Consider the following 25489-nt stretch of genomic DNA (forward strand, 5'->3'; position numbering starts at 1 on the left):
CGTCTTTTTGCCTATCTACTATATACATTTAAAATTTGTATGCGCTGACACGATTTAAATAATACAGTCTATCACCCCATAAAAGTACAAGTATGGCCTTACCTCATATTTTATTTAATAAAAGCGACCACTATTGTATTTTTTCATCATAGATATTTAAATATACATTTATTTTATCTAAAAATAACTTAAACAATATGACACATAGAGTTATACTGACGAAGATATGGATATAACGAGATACATTATCGTACAAAATGAATTATGCTGACTTTGAAATGCTGCTAAGCAGGAAAATTTTAAGTACCATTGCTGAAAAGTTGAATTGCTTCGGTATACATTACTTTTCTTATGTAATTTACTCTAAAAAAGAAATGTCATCACATGCAATGATTTCAAACTTTCCAAATTTCTGGTTAGCCAAATATAAGAAAGATAAACTGTATAAAGAAGATCCCATAATTAAGCATGCTCGAAAATCAATAGCACCTTTTTCATGGTTTGATGAAAACTCCACTAAATTTGAAGATATTAAAGGAGTAGAGGTTGATTCGAGCAAGAGAAAGGACATGGTGACAGGGTATACTTTCACTTTGCATGATCACCTCAACAACTTTGCCGCATTGACTGTATGTGATATCGAACATGAGACAGAATTTCATAACTTAGTTAAAGCTTGCGAGGACAAATTACAGATGGTACTGATTGATACCCATCAGCAAGTCGTATCATTACTATCACAACAAGTTCAAAAAGATCTTAAACCGATACACCTCACTGAACGTGAAAGAGAAGTATTGCATTGGGCTTGTATGGGGAAAACATACTCAGAAATATCTATTATCCTTGGTATCAAGCATGTGACCGTAAAGTATCATGTCTCCAACTTGTGTAAGAAGATAAACGCCAATAACATCAAACAAGCCATTCGAAGATACACAGAGCTAGGCCTAATATAGCTGGTAATGAGCGCTCCAATCGCTCAACTTCTCGCTCCATAACTACTCTATACCTCCCTCCTTATTGACTTATTAAACGATAATATTACCTATAATTTATTATTTCCCTAGCAAAAATTCATTTAGGGATAATACCTAAATTAGTACAGACTTTGCCTAATAGGAAAACTTAATATATTGATTTTTTTGTCATCTAAATCTATTTGGTAAAACCCTATAATGACAAATAAAATAATAACATCTTACTTTTTAAAATGACTTTTTTGTCAATTTATGAATATAAACCATCGTTAGATATATTTTTACTAACCTATCTATAAGGATAGTACCTTACTGAGTTGTTGCGTTTTATATTACTCCCTCTCGCCTAGGCATGTTTTCTAGGCTTTTGATTGAAAGATACAGAGGAAGTAAATGAACACACATCAAGGCTTAGAAAGCGAAACCGATTATGGAAAGGCCTCAGAAATAATACTAAAGAATCCTCCATTGACAACACTGATTAGCAGTGAAAGGGGAGATTACAACAGCATGCTAAGTAGGCTGTCACACGCTAGGGTGACCCGCTTTGAAAGTAAATCGCTACAAACCAAAATTAAAACACCCAACGTCGCTTATGAACAACACTCTACATTAATTGTTGATAGTGAGGCTCCAGGTATCATCGTACATGAATTGGATTGGGATGATTATGAGCGAGAAGATATTCAAACTGTCTATCAGGATTTGCAAACCACGTTCGTCAAACTTCAGAACGACAAACAGAAGAAAATTCATACGCATATACCCATTATTTATGAATCACTAATTGCCTCTGCAATAGAAGTTGGATTTAGCCCAGTAGGCGTTTTTAAGCGTTCCATAGGACACAAAATACAAACTTGTTTGACCCTTGTATTGTCGGATGATGTAGAGCCCTACCACCAATTTCCAATATTCCCAGAATGTGGAGTAACTGACGGTTCACTAACCATTATCCCAACGATCAGCGAGCACTGTGATGCATTTTTCACAGAGCAACAGGACGACATTGCCGCATTCTGGTCAATCTTTCCCGTTAGATCTTATGCAGAGGTCAAGCACTACTGCCAAGAGGCACGACTCAACAACATTCTCGGTATTGGCATTACAGCATCTGTAGTTGAAAACTGCAGTCAACAAGTAGTTGGAAGAGTACATCTACGTCCAGTTGTCCCGCCTAAAGTGGCTGATGTTGGCTATGGGATCTTCCCAGAGCATCGAGGTAAAGGGTATGCCACAAAAGCACTTAATTTATTCACGCAATGGATTTTTTCCGAAGCAGGTTATGTTCGCATTGAGCTAGGGATTAAAGAAGGTAATGAAGCCTCTGAAAGAGTCGCGAAGTCATGCGGTTATGTCAGAGAGTCAACATGCCCATGTCGATTAAAGAATCAAGATGGCAGTTTCAGTACTCAAATAAGTTACACCAAGATAAGTCCATTTTATTGCGAAAAAGGAGAAAAAATCGCATGAGCCAGCAGTATTTGGAGCAAGTTGCTAAACACATTGGTAGTGAAAAAGTGTGTTATGCCGATACATTGGGGGAAAATGTCAGCCAATTTCGCCCGCGTAAGAGTTGCGGGTCAATTCATCCAACCTCGGTAGATGACGTCGAGCAGCTCATAGACTTGGCTTCACATCACGAAGGGATAAAACTTCATCCAGTCAGTACGGGGTTTAACTGGGGATTGGGCTCCAAAGAAGATGTAACCGATGGGCGTGTATTAGTTTCCATGTCAGGCTTGAACAGTATTCGTCAACTAAACCTTGCACAAGGTTATGCTGTGATTGAACCTGGGGTATCACAAGGAGAGCTAGCTGCAAAATTGAAAGATGAAGCATGGATGATAAATCTCACCGCATCTTCAGCACACTCTAGTTTGCTTGGTAACTCACTGGACAGAGGTGTTGGGCTTCGCCATCAAAGAATCAAAGATCTCCTTGGATTGGAAGTGTTGCTCTCCGATGGTCGCAAAGTGAAGCTTGGTTGGTGGCCAGAGAATCAAAAAACACCGATTTATTCGGTTGGAGTCGGGCCATCACTGCTGCATCTATTTACTCAGTCTAATTTTGGAGTCATTACCGCTGGAGTATTTAAGCTTTGGCCTAAACGTGAAGCATCCAAGGTGGTACGCATTGAATTCGAGCAGCCATACTTAGAACAAGCGATTGATGAATTGCAGTATTGGTGCGCTCAGGGCCTCAATAGCGGTGTATTAAAAGTCTATGATGATACCGCAAATGAAACTTACGGCGGTAAAGACAAAACGTTTACTGTCCATCTGTGTATCGATGGTATGGAGCGTGACGTGGCAAACCGTTGTCAATTGATCGAAACCTTAATCGAACAATCTTCAAACTTCAGCAGCTGCCAAATCACTAATAGTGGCGAATACCATCAGGATACCGTTGCTAACTTAGTCTCAGCCGCCCATTGCGGAGATGCGAGCCAGAACGACAACTTGCTTCAGGCCACATTGGGCACCGATCATCATCATGTCGATAGTAGTGAATCAGGTTGGTTATTTTTCTTGCCGCTACTTCCCTTTTCAGGGGAAAGCATCACCAAGGCTTACCAGATTTTTGAGCACATTTATCAGCAAACCCAAATTCGCTGTGGTGCAACGATAAACGCACTTGATGAATCAGTGATTGATTTGGTCGTGGCTATTCGCTTTAAAAAGTACTCACCGGAGGCGGTCAGAGCGCATCAAGCTTTAGATATGCTGTACGACATGTTCTTCGCTGCTGGATTTAAGCCCTACCGATTAGACGTCAACCATAGCCAGTGGTCACAGCATCTACTTAGTGATCCCCAATCACGTGACATTATCGCTTCTTTGAAAGAGGTAATCGATTCAAACCACCTATTTAGTAACGACAGATATCAAGGATAAGTGATGAGCCAAAATAAAGAATACCTAAAGATTTTCAGCGCACTAGAAGAAGTTTTGCCTCATATTGAACCTCGGCTTAATGAGATTGAGCAGTTACGTCGTCTACCAGCGGATGTTGCTCAAAGTTTAAAAAATACTGGCGTATTTGCGATGAACTTTCCCAGAAGTTGGGGAGGAGCTGAACTTAATTCAATGGAGCAAACCCAACTGATAGAAAGGATCGCTCAGGTTGACGCTGCTGTCGCATGGTGCGTGATGATCGGAAGTGACTCTGGGATCTATTCTGGGTACCTAGAAAACTCTGTCGCTAAAAAACTATTCAAGAGCGTTAACTTCATTACCGCTGGCTGGATACACCCTCAAGGTAAGGCTGAAAGAGTTGAAGGGGGCTATCTAGTGACTGGAAAATGGCGATTTGGTAGTGGGATTTCAAATAGTGATTTGGTCAGCGCTGGTTGTTTCGTTTATGAGCACGGTAAGAAAGTTTTAGATGAAGATGGCCAGCCGATATGGCGCGTCATGATTGCCAAGCCAAGTGAATATCTAATTGCAGACGGTTGGCATACAACTGGGTTACAGGGAAGCGGAAGCTTAGACTACAGTGCCAATGAATTGTATGTCCCTAACGAACATAGCTTTAGCTTCAGCGAACCTTATCGTAAAGGACCTTTACATGACTCCCCTGAAGCGATTCTAAGAAACATGTCTGGTGTGCCGCTAGGAATTGCCAGAGCAGCCATTGACTATGTAAGAGCCAAAGCTCCAACCAAGTTTGATCGTACGTTGAGCGTTCCTTGGCTTGAAAGCTCTAGAGTACAGACTGTCATAGCAGGTTGTGAAGCCGATCTCTTGGCCGCTCGTAGCGCGGTATACAGCTCCTTACAGCAACAATGGCATGCACTAGAAACGTCGCAACCACTCAGTGAAGAACTGCGCGTCGCGACAGCAGTGGCAAGGTTTAAAGCATTTCAAACAAGCAGAGACATCATCCAGCAACTTTATGACTTGGTCGGTGGCGCATCTATCTACAAGCAAGAATCACCTATGGATAAATGGCTCCGTGATGTGAATACGATTTGTCAGCATGCCGTCGCCCAGCAAAGTATTTTGACCGCCAGTGGTGAATTACTACTGACAAGCAAAAGCAATAACCCATTTATTTAGTGGTTAAGGAAAATTCAATGAATACAACAAATCGTACCAAGCCCAGGTTAGTCTCGGCGTCAGATGGTGAGTCCGTTTGGCTTAGCGGGGATGTCTACACCGTAAAGCTTGATAAAAGCACGACTAATGGCCGTATCAGTTTTCTCGACTCTTCGATTCCTCCGGGCAGTGGAGCCCCTGGTCACCTCCACACAGATGCCGATGAAATTATTTACGTGGTGTCCGGACAGGTAAATATCATGTTAAACGGTGAAGAAAAGATTGCACGAGAAGGTGACACCATTTTCATTCCTAAGCATACGGAGCATGGTTTCAAGAACGTCGGCCTATATGCTGCTCGATTACTTTTTTACTTTAACCCAAGCGGCGTAGAACGATTCTTCTTGGAAGCGGGAGTAAAAGCTAAGCCTGGCACCGCACCTATCGAGTACACCCCTGAGCTGCATGACCATGCTGTCTCGGTCGGGAAAAAATATCACCTCCAACCTGCTGTAAATACAACTAATGCAATAGGAAAATAAACATGCATTTATCTATATACATATTAAGCCTCAGCATTTTTGCCATGACCACTTCAGAGTTTATGGTTGCGGGTATGTTGCCCTCTATTTCAGATGCTCTGAACGTTAGCGTTCCAATGGCCAGTTTCCTAGTTTCTATTTTTGCAGCAAGCATTGTTGTTGGTGGACCGGTTTTGACCCTGTTGTTATTCAGGTTCAGGCAAAAATCATCCCTGATATTTTTAATGTTACTGTTTTTTGTCAGTCAGATTATTGGTGCTGTTGCAGACAACTATTCGACGATGGTTGTGTCTAGAGTCCTTGGAGGCGTAGCTGAATCTGCATTCTTTGGAGTCGCTATTTCTATCGCAGTTGGCATGGTGGATAGTGATAAGCAAGGCCGAGCGGCGTCCATTGTCTTGGCTGGAATAATGATAGCAAGTGTGGTGGGTTTACCCATGGCGACGCAAATCGATCAGAGTTTTGGTTGGCGATTCAGTTTTTGGCTCGTCGCATTACTAACGTTAGCGTGTACTGTCATTGTGATGTTCTCTGTGCCTAACTCCCCCCGCCCAATGAACGTATCAATTAAAGCCGAGCTGGCCACTTTGAAGAATAAGAACCTATGGGCAGCCTATTGCACTAGTGGGTTAATCATTGGCGCGACCTTCTCTGCCTTTACATTCTTTGCACCAATATTCACTCAAGCAACGCGGCTCGACCCATCCATGTTACCCGCTCTATTCGCTTGTTATGGTATTGCAACGGTTATAGGAAACATCATTGTCGGTCGATGGGCTGACAAATACGCAATGCAAATCATGGTTATCGGCTTGCTGATACTCGCGACAACCTTAATGCTGATGGCGTTAAACATTACTAACGTAACCATCGCAATAGCGTGCGCAATAATTATCGGATTTGTCGGACTGCCGATGAACCCAGCAATGGTCACTCGTGTCATGCGTGTTTCGAACAATGGCGCATTGGTTAACTCTTTACACATGTCTGTGATTAATCTCGGCATTGTCGTAGGTTCATGGTTAAGCGGACTGCTGGTGCAAGCAAAATACGGCTGGAGTGCTCCTTTGTGGTTTGGTGTCGCCTTAGCACTACTTGGCTTAGTTAGCCTACTCCCTTATTTGAAAAACAATTCGTTAGTGTTGGAAATGGAAAAATAGTATGAATACGTCATTTGAAGGCAAATATATATTGATTACAGGAGCGGCTGGTGGCCTTGGTACACAGCTTGCTCGTACATATGCGCAGCTTGGAGCAAACTTGCTCTTAGCCTCAAGAAATCAAGCTAAGCTGGATGATTTAGCCACTAGCTTAGCGCAGTTCGGTGGGGCTTATCATACTTTTCCATTTGACATGGCTAGCCAACACGGTGTCGAAGATTTGTTTAATCGCATTTCTAACGTGATCGATCACATCGATATTGCCATTAACAATGCGGGTAGTTTTGCTGCGGGGGAGTTAAGTGAGGGAGAGTTTGAGCAACTGATAAATATCAACTTAACTGGCACATGGCGCTGTTTAAATGCAGAGCTAGCCTTGATGTCAAAGGGCAACAAGGGTGTCATTGTCAATATATCTTCACTGATAGGCAGAAACCTAACGGCTCCCGGCCTTTCCGCTTATGCCGCTTCCAAAGCCGGACTAGAGGCTCTTTCTCGCTCACTTGCAAAAGAATATATCGGTCAAGGAGTCCGAATTAATACTGTTAGCCCAGGTGCTTTCGACACCGACATGTCGCTGCTTCCCGGAGAATCACGAGAAGAGCGAAATAAACGCTTTGCGCCACTGATCCCTGCTGGCCGCATAGCGACGCTAGAGGAAGTTGCGAATACAGTGGTTTGGGTCAGCTCGGATGAAGCCAGCTTTTTTGTGGGCCACGATTTCGTCATCGATGGTGGCGCTAGTCACTAGGAGTAAGCATGAGTAATATTGAATTGTCGGTCGTGTCTTCAGAACCACTGAATCAGCATGTGCAGAAAGTCATGTTAAAGCCAAGCATTCCCCTCGAGTTTCAAGCTGGGCAGTACATGGCACTTGCAGTGGGTTCTGATAATTGTCGTTATTATTCAATCGCGTCCCCAGAAATGGAGTCCGAGCTGATTGAGTTACACATTGCATCAACCCATACCAGCAAAAACGGGTTAGAGAAGTTACTTGAGAGCAAGCAAGCAAGGCTAGTCAAGCTGGGGGGGAAAGCGGTTCTGAGAAAAGACTCTTGTGCGCCAGTACTGTTAGTCGCAGGTGGTGTAGGCTTTTCTTATGTTCGTTCAATCTTGTTGAGCTCCCTTGCGATTTCGCCAAACCGAGATGTACATGTTTATTGGGTCGCTAGAGAAGAAAAGCAACTATACGCATTAGAGGAATTGAACGATTTGGTTGCACGGTATCAGAACTTGAAGTTGACCACAGTCGTAAAAACTGAAAAATCGCCTCGTGGTATCGACCTTCTGTTTGAAGAGATAAAGCATGAATATAAAACGCTAGCTCATTCGGAAGTATACATATCAGGTAGATTTGATACGTCGCATATTTTGCGTGAACGTTTAACAAAAGAACTCTATGCAGTGCCGAAAAATATCTTTAGTGACGCTTTCTCTTAGTTAATAAATGAAGCCACAAGTTACCTTGTGGCTTCATTATTATTGGTAATAATAAATTTATTAAATTTCATGGCCACAGGTTAAAGGTAAGACTTACTGAAAAACCATGATCAACTTCTAAAAGTGCGCTAGTTCTTTTTAGCCCATTCAGGTAAGTTTTGGATGTGGTCCTGCCAGTCCACCACATCAATCTCATACACTACTTTATTGCGTACGCTTTCACCCGCTGCATGCATCGCCGACTTAGACCCTGTGATCAGAGGATGCCATTCAGGAATAGGTTGCTTCTCTGCTAATAAGCGATAAGCACAAGTGTGTGGTAGCCAAGTGAAATCATCGATGTCTTCTCGGGTGAGTTTGGTGCATTCCTCTCCTGATGTGAAGCGATTGGGATAATCTTTGCAGGAACAGGTTTTACTGTTTAACCAGCTGCAAGCCACATTGGTGTAATAGATTTCATCCGTATCTTCATCCATGAGCTTATGTAGGCAACATTTCCCACAGCCGTCACAGAGGGCTTCCCACTCTTGCTCGGTCATTTGTTCTAGTGATTTACTTTCCCAAAATGGCTGGCTCATAACATTACTTCGTATCGGACAAGGGGAGCGATTTATACCGTTTAGGCGAGTAAAGTTCAAGGGGAATTTTCATGCTGAACGAAGCCATGATAACAGTATTTTTAGCACTTTCGAAAACGGCTTGATAAGCCATCATCCAAAGAATTTAGCGACCTCTCATTGGATGACCTAAAGCGTAAGCTTTTGTAGGTTGCTTGAGATATTTAGCTTTATAGGTGCCATTAAGGTGTACCAAAGTACCTCTTAAGCGATCCAAATGGTAACGCTGTTGACTATTACCTAAATTGAACGCCAGAGTTTCACCATCAAACAAGAAGTGTGTACTAATTAAATCTTCGTTCCAATAGATACCCTCTTCTGCGACGTGAAGTGTGTTTGCAGCATAGGTTGCGACGTTCGACTCTTCCCAGACACCCAGTAATTCTTGACGCGCCAACTGGTATTCATGATCAACCATTAAGTAGATGCCAACACCCACCATAATCGATCCACAAAGCCCAATAACAGAGAGTATTTTAATGGAATGCTTTGCCCAAAAGCTTTTAGTGCTCATTTAACACAACACTCCTAATTATATTTTTCATTCCAAAACGCCAAAAAAGCGCTCTCTAGCCTCTAAGCTTAGCGGAGTACGTTCAAAACCAACAAATAGTTAAATCAGAGCAAACCATTCAATTTTTCGCTCTCTTCCACTATTCACACAAAATATACAGGCGTCCAAATCCACAGCGTTATTAAATTGGCTATAGAATTTGCTATAGAAATAACGCATAAATTTTATACTGCTATACGCGATCTTTTTTGCTACTATCGCGCCCTTATTTTTAATGAGATCGTAAGTATGGAATGCAGATTGGGTTGTGGAGCATGTTGTATCGCACCGAGTATTTCTTCTCCAATTCCTGGTATGCCAAAAGGCAAACCTGCCGGAATACGGTGTGTTCAGCTCAACGAAGACAATTTGTGTAAGTTATTTGGTAAGCCTGAAAGGCCGAAAGTTTGTTATGAATTCAAGCCTTGTCCTGTCGTTTGTGGTGACACCAACCAACACGCGCTCGACAACATAACCGAACTTGAAAGACTGACATAAGTTAACAGCTTATTGGCAGATTCAGGCAAAGCATCACAAACAAAAAGGAGCTCCAAAGAGCTCCTGTTCAGAACAATTACAATACGATTCTGTCGGCCAAATGGCTGACAGCCAAAGCGAAATAGTACGAACGGTTCCACTTCATCAATACATTGTAGTTATTGTAAACCAGGTAAACACGGCCATTCGTATCATCTGGGGCTATCAACCAGGCTTTAATATCTTCATCCAGTTTGGGAAGTGGACGCCCATCGTAACGCGTCACACCTAGCTTGCTCCACTCCTGAAGGTATTTTCCTTTTGCCTCACTGCGCCCCTGAATACTGGTATCAAAACCATTTGGCAGTTTAACCTGACGCCCCCAAGTATAAGAGTCGGTCCAACCAGACTGGCTTAAGTAATTGGCCGCCGAAGCGAACACGTCACTTTCGTTGTTCCAAATATCTTTCTTGCCATCACCGTTACCATCCGCAGCATAATTTAGGAAAGAACTCGGCATAAACTGGCATTGCCCCATCGCCCCAGCCCAAGACCCCTTCATGTTTTCAGCTTTGATATGGCCTTCTTCCAGGATAGTTAACGCCGCCATCGCTTCATTACGGAAAAATGCTTCACGGCGACCGTCATAAGCCATGGTCGATAAGGCATCAATGACGCTGTAATTACCGGTAAATTTACCAAAATTACTCTCAACGCCCCAAAGCGCGACAATAAATCGAGGTTGAACGCCGTATTCCTCACCAATACGATCAAGCTCACTTTTATGCTTGGTGTAAAGCTCTTTAGCCTGTTTGACTTTCCAGTCAGGCACCGCTCGCGGAATGTATTCATCCAGTGTGAGTTTTTTTTCTGGTTGGTTACGATCGGCTTTCACGGCCCTTGGTTTATAAGACACATCCTCAAAGGCTGCTGAAATCGTACGCTCAGAAATGCCCTTGATTCGCGCTTCTTGTTTTAATCCTTCAACGTATTGCTCAAAGCTCAGCTCATTGGCAAAAGCTGAGCTCGCAATCGTTGCACCTAGTATGACTGACAATATTTTTTTCACATTGCCCTCCTTGAGCAACATTATGAGTCACCAATAACTTCCCTATTGATAGAAGAGAGAAGTTATTCTGATTGCTGGCGCGCTTTCTGTTCTTTATATTCGTCTAATAGATTCTTCGGTGGTGGCGGCAACTGAAGGAAAAAACCTTCCTCTTTCATTGATTGTTTCACTTTCTCAATGTCGACTTGAGCCAGTTGGCGCCCATCCAAGTTCACCATCATTACCATGGTAGGTTTGCCAAACATTTGCATTAATGTGTCAGGAACTTGTGAAAAATCATCCTTTTTCGGGATGTATAAGTATGCGCCTTCTTTTTTAGAACTTTTGTAAATTGCACAAAGCATGGGAAGCCTTTTGTCTGTTGAGATTCAGAGAACGTCAATGTTTCGCTATTTTTGAGAGCAAAACACTCAAATGAGTGCAAGATAACTTGCTGTGCTTAATGTGGGAATATAACATGACAACCCTAGTCTCAGGCAACGTCCTTACGAGGTTTCCAAAAAAGATGTCGAGTTCACCGGACCTGAAAGGTAGTAGTTTTACTTTGTCCGTTTTACACCTTTCAAATAACGATGTTGAAAATACCATTCAGTTTCTCAGCGAAAAAGTCGAACAAGCACCGGCTTTTTTTGCTCAAGCCCCTGTTGTCATCAATATTTCAAAAGTTGATGGTGATATTGACTTTGCGAGACTAAAACAAGGAATTTCACAGGCGGGTATGATTCCTGTTGGCGTGACAGGGTGTCGTGATAAACGAACTCAGAACATGGCTTCAGATGCCGGTTTCGCCATCATGTCCGCTAGTAAATCTCCGTCTCAGGCGCCGGCTAAACTGGCTCCAACTAAAATCATTCGCACGCCTGTCCGTTCAGGGCAGCAGATTTATGCGAAAGATTGTGATTTGGTAGTGTTAAGCCATGTCAGCGAAGGGGCCGAGGTTATTGCAGATGGTTCTATTCATATTCACGGAACACTTCGTGGTCGCGCGATTGCTGGTGCCAGTGGAAACACAGGTGCGGTGATCATCTGCAATAAGCTCAATGCCGAATTAATGTCGATTGCCGGGCACTATTGGCTTACCGAACAGTTTGCTGATGAATTCTGGCAGAAAAAAATTATGTTCAGTTTGGACAATGACTCGCTCAAGTTCGAGTTGTTAACCGTTTAAGATTATAAGGAACACATAATGGCACGCATTATTGTTGTCACGTCAGGTAAAGGTGGTGTAGGTAAAACTACGTCAAGTGCCGCTATTGCTTCAGGCTTGGCACTAAAAGGAAAGAAAACCGCAGTTATCGATTTTGATATTGGCCTGCGTAACCTCGATTTAATCATGGGCTGTGAACGCCGAGTTGTGTATGACTTTGTTAACGTCATCAACGGGGAAGCGACGCTGAATCAAGCCATGATCAAAGATAAGCGTACGGATAACCTATTTATCCTACCAGCATCTCAAACACGTGATAAAGATGCATTAACCAAAGAAGGCGTTCGTCGCGTCTTTGATGAATTAGATGACATGGGTTTTGACTTCATCATCTGTGATTCTCCGGCAGGTATCGAGCAAGGTGCGTTGATGGCGCTATACTTTGCAGATGAAGCGATTGTAACCACAAACCCTGAAGTATCTTCAGTGCGTGACTCGGACCGTATTCTTGGTATTTTGGACTCTAAGTCTCGCCGAGCAGAAGAAGGCCTTGAGCCAGTAAGACAGCACCTACTTCTCACCCGTTATAACCCAACACGTGTGACACAAGGTGAGATGCTGAGCGTAGAAGATGTCGAAGAGATCCTACATATCTCACTGCTTGGTGTTATCCCTGAAAGTCAGGCAGTACTCAACGCTTCAAACAAAGGTGTACCAGTGATCTTCGATAACGACACAGATGCGGGGATGGCTTATGACGACACTGTCGAGCGCCTGTTAGGTTCACAAGTGGATTTCCGCTTCTTAACAGAGCAGAAGAAAGGGATCTTCAAACGACTATTCGGAGGCTAAATGTCATTACTTGAGTTTTTCCGTCCGCAGAAAAAAACCTCTGCAAATTTAGCCAAAGAGCGCCTGCAAATTATAGTAGCAGAGCGTCGTAGTCAGGGTGACCCATCACCGTCCTACCTACCACAGCTAAAGGAAGATATCCTTAAAGTGATCGGTAAATACGTTGCCGTAGACCCATCGATGGTTGATCTTTCTTTTGAGCATAAGGACGACGACATTTCGGTACTAGAGCTGAATGTCAAACTTCCAGACGACGAGAAGTAGTTATCATTCACTTCAATGCGTAGGCACGTATACACGACATGTTTCAAAAGCCAATGTTTTTACATTGGCTTTTTTATGCGAGCAAGTTTTATGACCAACCAACTAGTATCAACTTCTTTCCATCTCTATCACAACGAAAAAAGCCCCAACCTTTCGATTGGGGCTTGATCTTTTCCCGATTGTTAGGTTTCGTGCTAGCGAAAACCTATCTCATAACTAACGCTCCTACTTATGCGCTAGCTTTTGCTTTTTTTGACTTTGGTGCAGCTTTCGCGGCAACTTGATCAGCTTTCTTCTTGATGACTGTCGTACCTTCGAAAGTTTCACCTTCAACGAACGCTTTACCATAGTAAGACGCTAGTAGTACTTCTTTCAGCTCAGTGATTAGAGGGTAACGTGGGTTCGCACCTGTACACTGATCATCAAACGCTTCTACCGCTAGTTCATCAAGCTTAGCAACAAAGTCAGCTTCAGCAACACCTGCCGCTTGGATAGACATTGGAATGTCTAGGTTAACTTTTAGTTCATCCAACCATGCTAGTAGACGCTCAATCTTCTGAGCAGTACGGTCACCTTCTTGGCTTAGGCCTAGGTGGTCAGCAACTTCAGCGTAACGACGACGTGCTTGTGGGCGGTCGTACTGAGAGAATGCAGTCTGCTTAGTTGGGTTATCGTTCGCGTTGTAACGTACTACGTTAGAGATTAGTAGTGCGTTCGCCAGACCGTGTGGTAGGTGGAACTCGGCACCAATCTTGTGCGCCATAGAGTGACAAACACCTAGGAATGCGTTCGCGAATGCAACACCAGCGATAGTTGCTGCGTTGTGTACTTTCTCACGAGCGATTGGGTCGTTTGCACCGTTCGCATAGCTTGATGGTAGGTACTCTTTAAGCATCTTAAGTGCTTGTAGAGCTTGACCATCTGAGTATTCGTTCGCAAGAACAGATACGTAAGCTTCTAGAGCGTGAGTAACGGCATCGTAACCACCAAATGCTGTTAGAGACTTAGGCATGTTCATCACTAGGTTAGCATCTACGATAGCCATGTTTGGCGTGATTTCGTAGTCAGCTAGTGGGTACTTAGCACCAGTCTTGTCGTCAGTAACAACCGCGAATGGTGTAACTTCTGAACCAGTACCTGAAGTAGTAGTGATACATACAAGCTCAGCTTTTTGACCCATTTTAGGGAACTTGTAGATACGTTTACGGATGTCCATAAAGCGCATTGCAAGCTCTTCGAAGTGCGTGTCTGGGTGCTCGTACATAACCCACATGATTTTCGCAGCATCCATCGGAGAACCACCACCTAGCGCGATGATAGTGTCTGGTTGGAAGCTCTTCATTGCTTCAGCACCTTTCTCTACGACGGATAGCGTTGGATCTGCTTCTACATCGAAGAAAGTTTGAACTTCCATGCCTTGAGCTTTAAGCAGGCTAACTACGTCATCCGCATAACCGTTGTTGAATAGGAAACGGTCAGTTACTAGGAATGCGCGTTTCTTACCTTCTAGGTCGCTCAGTGCGATAGGAAGGCTACCACGACGGAAGTAGATAGACTTAGGTAGTTTGTGCCACAACATGTTTTCAGCTCGCTTCGCTACAGTTTTCTTGTTGATTAGGTGTTTAGGACCTACGTTCTCAGAGATAGAGTTACCACCCCATGAGCCACAACCTAGAGTTAGAGAAGGCGCAACGTTGAAGTTGTACAGATCACCGATACCACCGTGAGTCGTCGGGATGTTGATTAGGATACGAGCTGTCTTCATCTTGTCACCGAAGTAACGGATGCGGTCTGCGTTAACGTCTTGGTTAGTGTATAGACCAGACGTGTGACCGATACCACCGATCTCAACCATAGTTACAGCCTGAGCCACTGCGTCTTCGAAGTTGTCAGCGCGGAATAGACCTAGCGTTGGAGATAGTTTCTCGTGAGCAAATGCGTCGTCGTAAGATACTTTACCTAGACCTTCACCAACTAGAACTTTAGTGTCTGCTGGAACTTTAACGCCCGCCATTTCAGCGATTGCTGGCGCTGGCTGACCAACGATTTTCGCGTTTAGTGCACCGTCGATAAGAAGAACTTTACGAACTTTCTCTGCTTCAGCTTTGCTTAGTACGTAAGCTTTGTGAGAAGCGAAACGCTCTTTAACTTCGTCGTAGACTTCGTCAACTACGATTGCAGCCTGCTCAGAAGCACATACTACGCCGTTATCGAAAGTCTTAGACATAAGGATAGAAGCTACAGCACGTTTGATGTCAGCTGTTTCATCGATAACGACAGGAACGTTACCTGCACCTACACCGATTGCTGGCTTACCAGAAGAGTAAGCGGCTTTAACCATGCCTGGACCACCAGTTGCAAGGATAAGAGCGATATCGTCGTGCTTCATGAGAGCGTTAGACAGCTCTACAGATGGCTGGTCGATCCAACCGATGATGTCTTTTGGAGCACCTGCTGCGACTGCTGCATCTAGAACAAGTTTAGCCGCGTCGTTAGTCGAGTTCTTCGCACGTGGGTGTGGCGAGAAGATGATACCGTTACGAGTCTTCAGAGAGATAAGAGATTTGAAGATTGCAGTAGAAGTAGGGTTAGTCGTTGGGACGATACCACAGATGATACCTACAGGCTCTGCGATAGTCATAGTACCTAGGTTGTCATCCTCTTCTAGGATGCCACAGGTTTTTTCATCTTTGTATTTGTTGTAGATAAACTCAGACGCAAAATGGTTCTTGATGACTTTATCTTCAACAATACCCATACCAGATTCTTCAACCGCTTGCTGAGCTAGCGGGATACGAGCTTGGTTAGCTGCAAGAGACGCAGCGCGGAAGATCGCATCTACTTGCTCCTGAGAGAAAGTAGCGAACTCTTCTTGCGCTTTTTTAACGCGAGCAATCATTGCATCTAGTTCAGCCATATTAGTTACAGGCATAGGGATTCTCCTAAAATTAACAAAATATTAAAAACTTTTTAGTAAGAAAACTGTGCTCGTATCGCTATCTAAGTTACCAGTATTTCTTAGTAAATTGCTTTCAGAGCTGATTATATTATTTCAAGTTGTGAAAAAAATTGACCCAGATCAGTTCTGAAAAATTATTTACCTACTTAGTGGTACTAAACTTCAAAGATTAAACATAAGCAATTGAAATTAAACAAATAAAGAAAAAACAAAATACTCAGAAAATTTCCAACATTTGTATATCTCAAATATCTAATCGAACACAAACTGTAAAAAAGTTTCATTTATTGACCACGAACTTACATGTGATCCACTAACATTGTGCTACTAAGCTTATAACCTATAGAAAGTGAGGCACTATAATCCCTCTCTGTTTTTATCAAAAATGTGTAAGTGTTAACGTTTGTGTAAGTCAAATGGAAACTTATACACATTGTACGTAACAAAGTGTGTCATCTGTGTTTACGTTTCTGTCAGAAATTAGATTTTCTCAGTAATGAATTCAGATTAGCTTTAGATTTTTTCATTCGTGACTCAGCAAGTTTTCGACTATATTCCGCTTGTCACTCTTGTGATCCTGTTCTGGTCTTTACTTTGTGTAGGCATGCGTAATGCAAACGTTCGAAATTGCGATTTTTTTACAGTTCTTTCTAGGCTTAGTTGCCGCCGTCAACCCTGTCGGCATCATGCCGGTTTTTGTTTCTCTCACTGGTCATATGACGTTGGAAGAAAAACATAAGACGGCCACCACCGCTAATTTGGCTGTTGCCATCATATTAATAGTGTCTTTACTCGCCGGTCAGATGCTGCTGGATATGTTCAGTATTTCACTGGATTCATTCCGTGTCGCAGGTGGTCTGCTACTACTTAGTATCGCTTTCTCAATGATGAGTGGTAAATTAGGTGAGGATAAACAGAACAAACAAGAGAAATCTGAGTATGTCAGCCGTGAACAAATAGGTGTTGTTCCCCTCGCGATGCCATTAATGGCTGGGCCTGGTGCCATCAGCTCAACCATTGTTTATGGCGCACGCTACCCAACCATGTTAGATACTGTCGGTATTATTATAACCGTCAGCTTATTCTGTCTTTGTTCTTGGTTTCTATTCCGCTCAGCACCACTGATTGTACGGTTTTTAGGCCAAACGGGTATTAACGTCATCACACGTATTATGGGGCTTATCTTGGGTGCGCTCGGTATCGAGTTCATTGCCAATGGCCTGCGTAACCTGTTTCCAGGATTAGCCTGATAACAAATAACTCGCTATGATAGAAAGATCTTTTCGTAAGTCTTTCTATCATGTCCAAAGAATCACTGAAAAATCAACTTTATGTCATTATTTTTGGTACCCATACTCGAGCCGGAAAAGCCTTTGACATCGCGTTGATTATTGCCATTATCTCTTCGCTCATTGTTCTGGTTCTGGAGTCAGTACCCACCATTCATGCTGAGTGGGCGACAGAATTACGCTATCTGGAATATACCTTTACCGGCTTATTTACTTTAGAGTACCTACTGCGACTCTACTGCTCGCCAAAGCCAGTGGCTTACGCTAAGAGCTTTTATGGTGTCATCGATTTACTGGCTATCCTGCCAACATACCTGACTCTATTCTTCCCTTCTGCTTCATTTATGGGAGTGATTCGCGCCATTCGGGTCTTACGGATTTTTCGCGTACTTAAGCTCGTACGCTATCTACAAGAATCGAATATATTACTACGCTCTCTGTTGATGGCACGGAGAAAAATCTTCGTCTTTTTCAGTTCGGTTGCAATCCTAGTAATTATTTTTGGCGCGCTGATATATGTTATCGAAGGCCCTAAAAATGGCTTTACCAGTATTCCCCTAAGTATTTATTGGGCCATTGTCACTATCACGACCGTTGGCTATGGTGATTTGGTCCCACAAACCATTCTCGGTAAAGCGATCGCTTCCATCACTATGCTAATGGGCTACTCAATCATTGCAGTACCAACCGGCATTATCACTGCTGAACTGCATCAAGAGATGAATGCTCATAAAAGCCTAGTCCGCTGCCCAAACTGCTCTCGTTCAGGGCATGATTCAGATGCTATACATTGCAAACACTGTGGAAGTAAGTTGGCCGACCCTGACCGAAGGATAGTCGTTGAAGATTAGATGTTAGAGCAATGAGAAAGGATTGACGTTCAGCGTCAATCCTTTCTATTTTTACAAACCAAACCCAAAAGCGGGGTACATTTGCACTAATGATTATGCTTTTTCAGCTAGGATGATTCGCAACGTTCGACGAAGTGGCTCTGCCGCACCCCAAAGAAGTTGGTCACCGACAGTGAAGGCATTAAGGAAATCATCCCCCATCGCCATTTTACGTAGGCGGCCTACAGGAATCGACAGAGTTCCAGTCACCTTCGCTGGCGTTAACTCTTCTGCTGTAATATCGCGATCATTAGGAATCACTTTCACCCAATCGTTGTGCGTCGCGATCATCTCTTCGATTTCATCCATCGGTACATTTTGTTTAAGTTTGATGGTCAACGCTTGAGAATGACAACGCATCGCACCAATACGAACACAAGTACCATCAATAGGCACCGGCGACTCTTGGAAGCCAAGGATCTTGTTTGCTTCTGCACCCGCTTTCCATTCTTCTTTACTCTGACCATTGTCGCGTTTCACATCGATCCAAGGAATCAAAGAGCCCGCTAGTGGCACACCAAACTTATCAGTCGGGAACGAACCACTACGCATAGTGTCTGCCACCTTCTGATCAATCTCAAGAATGGAACTTGAAGGATTCGCCAGTTCAGAACTCACGGAATCATTAATGACACCCATTTGCGAGATTAGCTCACGCATGTTTTGCGCCCCAGCTCCAGAAGCAGCTTGGTAAGTCATGGCACTGGTCCATTCAACCAAGCCTTTTTCAAACAGGCCACCCAAACCCATCAGCATCAAACTCACGGTACAGTTACCACCAACAAACGTATTGGTTCCGCCATGGATGCCTTGTTGGATCTGAGCCATATTGACAGGATCTAACGTAATGATAGAGTCTTGTGCCATGCGTAGCGTTGATGCAGCATCAATCCAGTAGCCTTTCCAACCCGCTTGACGAAGTGCTGGATACACCTTTTCTGTATAACTTCCGCCTTGACAAGTCACAACAGCATCAAGCTGTTTTAAACTTTCGATGTCAAAAGCATCTTGCAGAAGGCCTGCATCTTTACCTAAGTTTGGAGCAGGGATACCTACCTGAGAAGTGCTGTAAAATACCGGCTCAATAAGATCGAAGTCTTTTTCTTCAACCATGCGTTGCATTAGAACAGAACCCACCATGCCACGCCAACCGACTAAACCTACTCTCATTCTCAACTCTCCGTGTACATTATTTAAAAAAGACTTCCACAATCTTTCAATTTTCCCAACAAAATCTCAAGGAAAAATTCCCCTATTCTGTCACTTTTGCATCCTTTTTTTAAATTTCTGCCTCAAATGACTTTTTATCTCTTGTTTGCATATTCATGACTTTTTACAACAATACATACAATTTACCGCACAACGAAGAAATCTTCGTGCTACAAGCCATTTACAAAAACCATCATTTAAAACCATTATTTTTAACCATTGTTAATATATTTAACTAGCAATAAATACATCAATAGATTTAAATCACATCGGAGTTGTATTTGTTCGAAATATTATTCTGAGTAATGTAAAGTGCTTTGCGTACCCAAATGAGTAAATTATCTCAATATGTTCCACCCCCATACTTGTTGGAGCATATGGCTTATAACACATATAAGAGGCTCTGCATGACGCAACTCACCCCCCGTTTACCAAGCCTGCTGCAAGTTATCGTTGCGCTTGGTTTATTTTTGCTAATGGCTTTTTCATTCACCGCTCAGCTCGACTTACCCATTCAGCTAGCCCTATATATTGGCTGGTTTGTCATTATGGTGCTTGGTATTCGCCTTGGTCACCAATACAAAGACTTAGAAAAAGCAGCACTTAACGGCATTTCTAATGGTCTTGGTGCTGTTTTAATCCTTCTTGCTGTTGGTGCACTCGTGGGGACTTGGATTTCAGGCGGTATTGTCCCAACCATCATTTATTACGGTCTTAAAGCGATTCACCCATCTATCTTCTTACTTGCGACAATGATCATCTGTTCATTGACAGCATTAGCAACGGGCACTTCATGGGGTGCCGCAGGTACAGCGGGTATTGCAATGATGGGCATAGGTCAAGGGCTAGGCGTACCTGCACCAATCACAGCAGGTGCTGTTTTGTCAGGCTGCTACTTTGGTGACAAGATGTCTCCACTGTCAGACTCCGTCATTCTGGCATCATCAATGTCCAATGTTGAAGTGGTTGAACACATTAAAGGAATGCTGCCGATTGCTCTGATCAGCTACATCATCACCGGCATTATGTTTACTGCATTCGGTTTCCACTATGCTGGCAACGTTGATATGACACAGGTTCAATCAGTTATTGATGCGATGGAGAAACAGTTCTACATCACACCTTATTCGTTTGTCCCTGTAATGATTGTACTTGGTTTGTTAGCGATGCGTATGCCCTCCTTCCCAGTGATCAGTTTTGGATCATTACTAGGTATTATCTGGGCTGTCATGATTCAAGATGTCGACTTCCTTCAAGCATTTAACACCGCATGGGCTCCATTCCACATTGAATCAGGGGTTGGTTTTATCGATTCGATCTTAAACCGTGGCGGTATGTCTTCTATGCTAGGTTCAGTCGCAGTAATCGTGTTTGGTTTGGGCTTTGGTGGCCTGCTCGATAAAGTTGGTGTACTGGAAACTATCGCTAAACTATTTGAACGACGCGTACAAAGCCCAGGCTCACTGGCCACCAGCACCATTGGTACCGCTTTCCTAGGCAATGTGTTCGGTTCTGCAATGTATGTATCTCTCATTCTTACCCCAAAAATCTGCGCGAAGAATTATGATCGCCTTGGTTACAAACGTAAGAACCTTTCTAGAAACGCTGAATTCGGTGGAACGTTGACATCCGGTATGGTGCCGTGGAGCGATAACGGTATCTACATGGCCAGTATTTTGGGTGTAGCCACTCTTTCATACGCGCCATTTATGTGGCTAAGCTTCGTGTGTATTTTGGTCACGGTCATCACTTCTTACATGGGTTGGTTTGTCGACAAGTGCGAACCTACTGCCCCAGCAAGTGCAGAAGAAACACCAGAGCTAAGCAAGCAAACCGCTTAAGTGCGTAGTTACAACCCAACTCGGGTTCTATAGACTCGTGCCTCGAAGGCACGAGTCTGCATTATTATCATTGATTCCTTTCACTCCCCCCTTTCATTTTTCTTGCTCTGTCATAAGCTATCGATGGCGGAACCTCAGCCACTTAAGTACAATTCAAACGCACTGCTTATCTTCAAAGCCTTCCTTCTAAATGGAGCCTTTATTGCGATCCCACTATGACTGAGCTATTCGATCCAAAAAAACTGCAACCCTTATACATTCAAGTTGCGGAAAAGATTAAACAAGAAATCGACAAAGGTACCTACCCGGCGGGCAGTAAACTGCCTTCGGAAAATCAACTCGTTGAAGTGCTTGAAGTCAGCCGTGTTACTGTGCGCAAAGCACTGCAGCAACTGACCGGACTTGGCTACATTTTTTCCGAAAAAGGCAAAGGCAGCTTTGTAAAAGCCAACAAACTTAAGCATGACTTTTTGTCGATGTCGGGCTTTGCCAAAGAGGCTGCGGGCTCAGGCCATGAGGCACAAAACATCGTCGATGACTTTCAAGTATTACCAGCAACTGAATTGGTTGCTCAAAAGCTCAACATCGCTCAGGGCGATCCGGTGAACTTCGCGCGTCGCTTGCGCTTAATCGAAGATCAGGTGGTATCCTACGAAGAATTCTATATTCCTCGTGTTTTGCTACCGAATCTCACCAAAGAAGATCTAGAAGGTTCCAAGTTCGAATACTTGAGCCGCCACGGCATTGAGATGGTCAAGACACAACAGAAGCTCATCCCCACCCTACCAGATAACGATGCACAACGGTTATTAGCCGCCGATAAGCTAGAGCCTATATTGATTAACCAATCGCAGAACTTCTATGAAGAACGGAAAATCTACGAGTATTCCATCGTGTATTACAAGTCGAGCTTATACGATTTTGAAATCACCGCACGCGTCTAATTGAACAGTTAATAGCCCACAAATGTGGGCTATTTTTTTATTTGTTTTGGTAATAGATAAGCAACCCTGTGCATTCCAGATCAATAACAAGTGTGACGAACAACAAAAAATGGAAAGGAAAAACACAACCTGTATCCCACCTGCATTACCATAAATACAAGTTAAATACAGGTTGATATTTCTTTGCACTCTTAGGAGACAAAACATATGGCGCGAGATGCGAACGTTGTAGCGAATACCGTTATGGCCTTACTCGGTGGAGAGGCGAACATCGCTCAGCTAAATCATTGTGCAACACGTCTACGTGTTGTCGCCAAGGACGACTCGAAAGTAGACGCTGAAGGACTCAGCGCAACAGAAGGTGTACACGGTTACTTCTTTCAAAACGGTCAACACCAAGTGATCTTAGGTACAGGTTTTGTCGGTAAGGTGTTCGCTATCATGAAAGGTAACGACTCAGTTGAAGAGACAGTTAGCACTTTCCAAGCCGTAACGCGCACCTTCTCTGATATTTTCGTCGCAATTATCCCAGCTTTGGTCGCAACCGGTTTGCTTATGGGTTTGCGTGGCCTATTGGTCAATGGCTTTGGGGTTGAGCTGTCTCCTCAGCTAAACATCCTATCGCAGGTTCTGACCGACACCGCCTTTATCTTCATCCCAGTTTTGGTGACTTGGTCTGCCATGCGTGTGTTTGGCGGTAACCCTGTTCTCGGTATCGTACTCGGTTTGATGCTCGTTGCTCCGCAACTTGCGAGCAAATGGGACGTTGCATTTGGTAACGCTGAAGCATTAATGATTCCATTCATGGGCTTTGACATTGCGGTGACAGGTCTACAAAGCTCAATTCTTCCAGCAGTATTTATGGGTTGGTTTGCGGCCATGGTTGAGCGCACCTCACGCAAATACATCCCAGAAGTGTTGGATCTCATTATTACGCCTTTCATCACGCTACTTGTATCGCTGATTGCGGGCTTAGTATTTGTAGGTCCAATCCTACTTGGCGCGGAAAAGTTGATCACAGAAGCGGTGCTTTACTTCCTACAAATTCCATACGGTATTGGTGGCCTAATTTACGGCGGCGCAATCCAGTTCATGGCGGTAACCGGTATGCACCACACTATCGTGCCTATTACGATCGCCATGGTGACAGACACAGGTTTCGACTTCATCAACCCACTAGGTACAGCAGCAATTGCAGGTCAGTTTGGCGCAGCAATGGCCGTGATGACCATGCAAACCAACAAGGTTAAACGTTCAGGCATGTTTGGTGCCACGCTGCCAGCACTATTTGGTATCACTGAACCTGCGATGTTCGCAGTAACACTGCCACGCGTAAAGCCATTCCTATATGGCTGTCTAGGCGGAGCTATCGGTGGCTGTATCGGTGCTATCGCAGGCATCGGCTCTGCAGGTACAGGCGCAACCATGCTTCCAGGCATCCTACTTTATCTTGGTGGCGGCTTAGGTATGTACATTGTGGTTATGTTAGTCGGTGCAATCACTGCATTCGCTTTAACCAAGCTGTTCTACAAAGAGCCTGAAACGCTAGCTAGCACGTAATCAGAACCGAACGCATTCCTTTTTATACTGTTTTTTGATGGGAGAGCCCCGCTCTCCTAGGAGTCTCTATGGATTTTTCTAACCGTCAGAATCGTTTTGTACGAATCGATGAAGTCAGTTCTGAGTACCTTGCAGAAATTGAGCGTACTACGCAGACCGACCCATTTTACCCAACGTACCACATTGCTCCTAAGCATGGTCTGTTGAATGACCCAAATGGCCTGAGCTACTTCAATGGTGAGCACCACCTGTTCTATCAGTGGTTCCCACTCGGTCCGGTACATGGGCTAAAACACTGGTATCACGTTTCAACCAAAGACTTTGTGAACTTCACCGATCGCGGCATAGCCATGTACCCAGATCAAGCGTACGACCACCACGGCTGCTACACAGGTGTTGGTGTACCTCAAGGTGACGAACTTTACCTGTTCTACACAGCCAACCTATTGGATGAAGAGCAAAACCGCTTCCCAACGCAAGTCATGGCCGTAATGGACAAAGAAGGCAAGTTCAACAAGAAAGGCGTCGTAGTTGACGTAAATTTTGAGTCTTACACGTCTGAGTTTCGCGATCCAATCTTGGTGGACCGCGACGGCGAATACCACATGCTCATTGGCGCACAAGGCCATGATGAGAAAGGCAAGCTGGCCTACTACCGCGGCAACGCGATTGATGACTACGAGTACGTAGGCAATATCGATGTCGGCTTGAGCGACTTTGGCTTCATGTGGGAGTGCCCGAACTACTACGAGCAAGATGACAACGGCGTTTACATCTTCTCGCCACAAGGTGTGAGCTCAAATAACAAGTACGACCTCAAGAACGTTTTCTCTGTGGTTTACATGGTGGGTGATCGCATCAACTTCGACACTCAAGAGTTCAACAACCAAGGTTATCGCGAGCTCGATAAAGGCTTCGACTTTTATGCACCGCAAACTTATCTAGATAACCAAGGACGCAGAATTCTCATTGGCTGGCTAGGCAATTCAAAGAGTGAATACCCAACAGACAAAAACAACTGGGCACACATGTTCACACTACCTCGTGAACTAACGATTGACGGTGACTACCTGATCCAAGCACCGTTGAAAGAGCTAGAAGATCTGCGTGCTAGCACTGAAACCGTCAATGATTGCGCAGAACTCACCTCACGTGCCTTCGAACTGGAGCTAGAGGTTAACGAAAACTTCTCTGTTAGCTTTGCAAACGCTGCAGGTGAGCGCATGGTGTTTAGCGGTAATCGCGAAGAGTTCACATTAGACAGAACGCATGTATCTCATGTTCATGCTGAAGCCTTTGGCACGGTTCGCTACGCCCAGCGTGTAGAACAGGCACAACGCATTCGCATCTTCGTAGATAACTCAGCGATTGAGATTTTTGCAGACAACGGCAAAACCGTATTCACGTCGCGCATCTTTATTGACGATTTAAACAGACTGGAGCTTGAGCAAGCGAGCGCAACCTTGCACTACTTGTCTCCAATTCATATGTATAATCAAACCGACCGATGCGACAACGGCTAATTTCAAAAGCATTTGTGAGTAAGTAAATGGTTTACATCAATGATGAGTGAATAGGGTTTTCGATGTTAATAACATTGAAGAGTATTGAGTCTATATGTCGATCAAGACGTAGCGAATACTTACAATCTTAAAC

The 25489-nt window shown here is 43.8% G+C and carries 24 protein-coding genes; 18 read left to right on the forward strand and 6 right to left on the reverse strand.

What is annotated here, in order from left to right; translation table 11 throughout:
• Positions 1–257: 257 nt before the first annotated feature.
• The 8 genes from L1D15_RS09690 to L1D15_RS09725 all read left to right on the forward strand — a co-directional run bounded on the left by L1D15_RS09690 (position 258) and on the right by L1D15_RS09725 (position 8162).
• Positions 258–959, forward strand: a complete 702-nt coding sequence (locus tag L1D15_RS09690; RefSeq protein ID WP_239875453.1) for a LuxR family transcriptional regulator — start codon at positions 258–260, stop codon at positions 957–959.
• Positions 960–1373: 414 nt separating this feature from the next.
• Positions 1374–2453 carry a GNAT family N-acetyltransferase gene (locus L1D15_RS09695; protein WP_239875454.1) on the forward strand — a complete coding sequence of 360 codons (1080 nt, stop codon included), beginning with the start codon at positions 1374–1376 and terminating at the stop codon, positions 2451–2453.
• Positions 2450–3877, forward strand: coding sequence for an FAD-dependent oxidoreductase (locus L1D15_RS09700; RefSeq protein WP_239865680.1), 1428 nt, complete (start codon positions 2450–2452; stop codon positions 3875–3877). The genes L1D15_RS09695 and L1D15_RS09700 overlap by 4 nt, the downstream gene beginning before the upstream one ends.
• Before the next feature lie 3 nt (positions 3878–3880).
• Complete coding sequence (locus L1D15_RS09705; RefSeq protein ID WP_239875455.1) at positions 3881–5041, forward strand: acyl-CoA dehydrogenase family protein; 1161 nt, start codon at positions 3881–3883, stop codon at positions 5039–5041.
• A 17-nt stretch (positions 5042–5058) separates the two neighbouring features.
• Positions 5059–5562: a cupin domain-containing protein gene (locus L1D15_RS09710; RefSeq protein ID WP_239865678.1), complete on the forward strand. Its 504-nt coding sequence runs from the start codon at positions 5059–5061 to the stop codon at positions 5560–5562.
• Positions 5563–5564: 2 nt separating this feature from the next.
• A complete protein-coding gene (locus tag L1D15_RS09715) occupies positions 5565–6722 on the forward strand; it encodes an MFS transporter (protein ID WP_239875456.1) in 1158 nt (385 codons plus the stop codon).
• A 1-nt stretch (position 6723) separates the two neighbouring features.
• On the forward strand, positions 6724–7473 hold the full coding sequence (locus L1D15_RS09720) for an SDR family oxidoreductase (RefSeq protein ID WP_239875457.1): 750 nt from the start codon (positions 6724–6726) through the stop codon (positions 7471–7473).
• 8 nt (positions 7474–7481) lie between these two features.
• Entirely contained in the window at positions 7482–8162 is a 681-nt protein-coding gene (locus tag L1D15_RS09725) for a hypothetical protein (protein ID WP_239875458.1), read from the forward strand.
• Positions 8163–8290: 128 nt separating this feature from the next.
• Here L1D15_RS09725 and L1D15_RS09730 read toward each other — a convergent pair whose 3' ends face one another.
• Both L1D15_RS09730 and L1D15_RS09735 read right to left on the reverse strand, forming a co-directional pair.
• Entirely contained in the window at positions 8291–8740 is a 450-nt protein-coding gene (locus tag L1D15_RS09730; RefSeq protein ID WP_239838217.1) for a YcgN family cysteine cluster protein, read from the reverse strand.
• A 145-nt stretch (positions 8741–8885) separates the two neighbouring features.
• Positions 8886–9293: a DUF2850 domain-containing protein gene (locus tag L1D15_RS09735; protein WP_239875459.1), complete on the reverse strand. Its 408-nt coding sequence runs from the start codon at positions 9291–9293 to the stop codon at positions 8886–8888.
• 288 nt (positions 9294–9581) lie between these two features.
• Between L1D15_RS09735 and L1D15_RS09740 the strand changes: the two genes are divergently transcribed.
• Positions 9582–9830, forward strand: coding sequence for a YkgJ family cysteine cluster protein (locus tag L1D15_RS09740; protein WP_239865666.1), 249 nt, complete (start codon positions 9582–9584; stop codon positions 9828–9830).
• A 76-nt stretch (positions 9831–9906) separates the two neighbouring features.
• On the opposite strand, the gene L1D15_RS09745 is transcribed toward L1D15_RS09740, so the two are convergent.
• Both L1D15_RS09745 and L1D15_RS09750 read right to left on the reverse strand, forming a co-directional pair.
• A complete protein-coding gene (locus L1D15_RS09745; protein WP_239875460.1) occupies positions 9907–10878 on the reverse strand; it encodes a lytic murein transglycosylase in 972 nt (323 codons plus the stop codon).
• 62 nt (positions 10879–10940) lie between these two features.
• Positions 10941–11222 carry a YcgL domain-containing protein gene (locus L1D15_RS09750; protein WP_239838213.1) on the reverse strand — a complete coding sequence of 94 codons (282 nt, stop codon included), beginning with the start codon at positions 11220–11222 and terminating at the stop codon, positions 10941–10943.
• 161 nt (positions 11223–11383) lie between these two features.
• Here L1D15_RS09750 and minC point away from each other — a divergent pair, with 161 nt between their 5' ends.
• From minC to minE, 3 genes are read left to right on the forward strand one after another with little or no spacing between them, the layout of a single operon-like run.
• A complete protein-coding gene (minC, locus tag L1D15_RS09755) occupies positions 11384–12046 on the forward strand; it encodes a septum site-determining protein MinC (protein ID WP_239875612.1) in 663 nt (220 codons plus the stop codon).
• 18 nt (positions 12047–12064) lie between these two features.
• Positions 12065–12877 (forward strand): septum site-determining protein MinD, encoded by an 813-nt coding sequence (minD, locus tag L1D15_RS09760; RefSeq protein WP_239838212.1) that lies wholly within the window; start codon positions 12065–12067, stop codon positions 12875–12877.
• Positions 12878–13141: a cell division topological specificity factor MinE gene (minE, locus tag L1D15_RS09765; RefSeq protein ID WP_239838211.1), complete on the forward strand. Its 264-nt coding sequence runs from the start codon at positions 12878–12880 to the stop codon at positions 13139–13141.
• 229 nt (positions 13142–13370) lie between these two features.
• Here minE and adhE read toward each other — a convergent pair whose 3' ends face one another.
• Entirely contained in the window at positions 13371–16073 is a 2703-nt protein-coding gene (adhE, locus tag L1D15_RS09770; RefSeq protein WP_239838210.1) for a bifunctional acetaldehyde-CoA/alcohol dehydrogenase, read from the reverse strand.
• A gap of 638 nt (positions 16074–16711) precedes the next feature.
• Here adhE and L1D15_RS09775 point away from each other — a divergent pair.
• Positions 16712–17350 (forward strand): YchE family NAAT transporter, encoded by a 639-nt coding sequence (locus L1D15_RS09775; RefSeq protein WP_239838209.1) that lies wholly within the window; start codon positions 16712–16714, stop codon positions 17348–17350.
• A gap of 50 nt (positions 17351–17400) precedes the next feature.
• A complete protein-coding gene (locus L1D15_RS09780; RefSeq protein WP_239875461.1) occupies positions 17401–18240 on the forward strand; it encodes an ion transporter in 840 nt (279 codons plus the stop codon).
• A gap of 93 nt (positions 18241–18333) precedes the next feature.
• Here L1D15_RS09780 and asd read toward each other — a convergent pair whose 3' ends face one another.
• On the reverse strand, positions 18334–19449 hold the full coding sequence (asd, locus tag L1D15_RS09785; protein WP_239838207.1) for an aspartate-semialdehyde dehydrogenase: 1116 nt from the start codon (positions 19447–19449) through the stop codon (positions 18334–18336).
• 446 nt (positions 19450–19895) lie between these two features.
• On the opposite strand from asd, the gene nhaC reads away from it, so the two are divergent.
• From nhaC to L1D15_RS09805, 4 genes are all read left to right on the forward strand, one after another.
• Positions 19896–21329, forward strand: coding sequence for a Na+/H+ antiporter NhaC (nhaC, locus tag L1D15_RS09790; protein WP_239838206.1), 1434 nt, complete (start codon positions 19896–19898; stop codon positions 21327–21329).
• 215 nt (positions 21330–21544) lie between these two features.
• Positions 21545–22273, forward strand: coding sequence for a GntR family transcriptional regulator (locus tag L1D15_RS09795; protein WP_239875462.1), 729 nt, complete (start codon positions 21545–21547; stop codon positions 22271–22273).
• A 207-nt stretch (positions 22274–22480) separates the two neighbouring features.
• A complete protein-coding gene (locus L1D15_RS09800; protein ID WP_239875463.1) occupies positions 22481–23833 on the forward strand; it encodes a PTS transporter subunit EIIC in 1353 nt (450 codons plus the stop codon).
• A gap of 68 nt (positions 23834–23901) precedes the next feature.
• Positions 23902–25356 carry a sucrose-6-phosphate hydrolase gene (locus L1D15_RS09805; RefSeq protein ID WP_239875464.1) on the forward strand — a complete coding sequence of 485 codons (1455 nt, stop codon included), beginning with the start codon at positions 23902–23904 and terminating at the stop codon, positions 25354–25356.
• Positions 25357–25489: the final 133 nt, after the last annotated feature.

Origin of the sequence: Vibrio sp. Isolate25 (assembly GCF_022398025.1) — a bacterium.
Taxonomy (GTDB): domain Bacteria; phylum Pseudomonadota; class Gammaproteobacteria; order Enterobacterales; family Vibrionaceae; genus Vibrio; species Vibrio coralliilyticus_A.

What these genes read in the sequence shown, in the direction of transcription:
- L1D15_RS09690 (WP_239875453.1), top strand. Translation starts at nt 258, where the DNA reads ATGAATTATGCTGACTTTGAAATGCTGCTAAGCAGGAAAATTTTAAGT.
- L1D15_RS09695 (WP_239875454.1), top strand. Translation starts at nt 1,374, where the DNA reads ATGAACACACATCAAGGCTTAGAAAGCGAAACCGATTATGGAAAGGCC.
- L1D15_RS09700 (WP_239865680.1), top strand. Translation starts at nt 2,450, where the DNA reads ATGAGCCAGCAGTATTTGGAGCAAGTTGCTAAACACATTGGTAGTGAA.
- L1D15_RS09705 (WP_239875455.1), top strand. Translation starts at nt 3,881, where the DNA reads ATGAGCCAAAATAAAGAATACCTAAAGATTTTCAGCGCACTAGAAGAA.
- L1D15_RS09710 (WP_239865678.1), top strand. Translation starts at nt 5,059, where the DNA reads ATGAATACAACAAATCGTACCAAGCCCAGGTTAGTCTCGGCGTCAGAT.
- L1D15_RS09715 (WP_239875456.1), top strand. Translation starts at nt 5,565, where the DNA reads ATGCATTTATCTATATACATATTAAGCCTCAGCATTTTTGCCATGACC.
- L1D15_RS09720 (WP_239875457.1), top strand. Translation starts at nt 6,724, where the DNA reads ATGAATACGTCATTTGAAGGCAAATATATATTGATTACAGGAGCGGCT.
- L1D15_RS09725 (WP_239875458.1), top strand. Translation starts at nt 7,482, where the DNA reads ATGAGTAATATTGAATTGTCGGTCGTGTCTTCAGAACCACTGAATCAG.
- L1D15_RS09730 (WP_239838217.1), bottom strand. Translation starts at nt 8,740, where the DNA reads ATGAGCCAGCCATTTTGGGAAAGTAAATCACTAGAACAAATGACCGAG.
- L1D15_RS09735 (WP_239875459.1), bottom strand. Translation starts at nt 9,293, where the DNA reads ATGAGCACTAAAAGCTTTTGGGCAAAGCATTCCATTAAAATACTCTCT.
- L1D15_RS09740 (WP_239865666.1), top strand. Translation starts at nt 9,582, where the DNA reads ATGGAATGCAGATTGGGTTGTGGAGCATGTTGTATCGCACCGAGTATT.
- L1D15_RS09750 (WP_239838213.1), bottom strand. Translation starts at nt 11,222, where the DNA reads ATGCTTTGTGCAATTTACAAAAGTTCTAAAAAAGAAGGCGCATACTTA.
- minC (WP_239875612.1), top strand. Translation starts at nt 11,384, where the DNA reads ATGTCGAGTTCACCGGACCTGAAAGGTAGTAGTTTTACTTTGTCCGTT.
- minD (WP_239838212.1), top strand. Translation starts at nt 12,065, where the DNA reads ATGGCACGCATTATTGTTGTCACGTCAGGTAAAGGTGGTGTAGGTAAA.
- minE (WP_239838211.1), top strand. Translation starts at nt 12,878, where the DNA reads ATGTCATTACTTGAGTTTTTCCGTCCGCAGAAAAAAACCTCTGCAAAT.
- adhE (WP_239838210.1), bottom strand. Translation starts at nt 16,073, where the DNA reads ATGCCTGTAACTAATATGGCTGAACTAGATGCAATGATTGCTCGCGTT.
- L1D15_RS09775 (WP_239838209.1), top strand. Translation starts at nt 16,712, where the DNA reads ATGCAAACGTTCGAAATTGCGATTTTTTTACAGTTCTTTCTAGGCTTA.
- L1D15_RS09780 (WP_239875461.1), top strand. Translation starts at nt 17,401, where the DNA reads ATGTCCAAAGAATCACTGAAAAATCAACTTTATGTCATTATTTTTGGT.
- asd (WP_239838207.1), bottom strand. Translation starts at nt 19,449, where the DNA reads ATGAGAGTAGGTTTAGTCGGTTGGCGTGGCATGGTGGGTTCTGTTCTA.
- nhaC (WP_239838206.1), top strand. Translation starts at nt 19,896, where the DNA reads ATGACGCAACTCACCCCCCGTTTACCAAGCCTGCTGCAAGTTATCGTT.
- L1D15_RS09795 (WP_239875462.1), top strand. Translation starts at nt 21,545, where the DNA reads ATGACTGAGCTATTCGATCCAAAAAAACTGCAACCCTTATACATTCAA.
- L1D15_RS09800 (WP_239875463.1), top strand. Translation starts at nt 22,481, where the DNA reads ATGGCGCGAGATGCGAACGTTGTAGCGAATACCGTTATGGCCTTACTC.
- L1D15_RS09805 (WP_239875464.1), top strand. Translation starts at nt 23,902, where the DNA reads ATGGATTTTTCTAACCGTCAGAATCGTTTTGTACGAATCGATGAAGTC.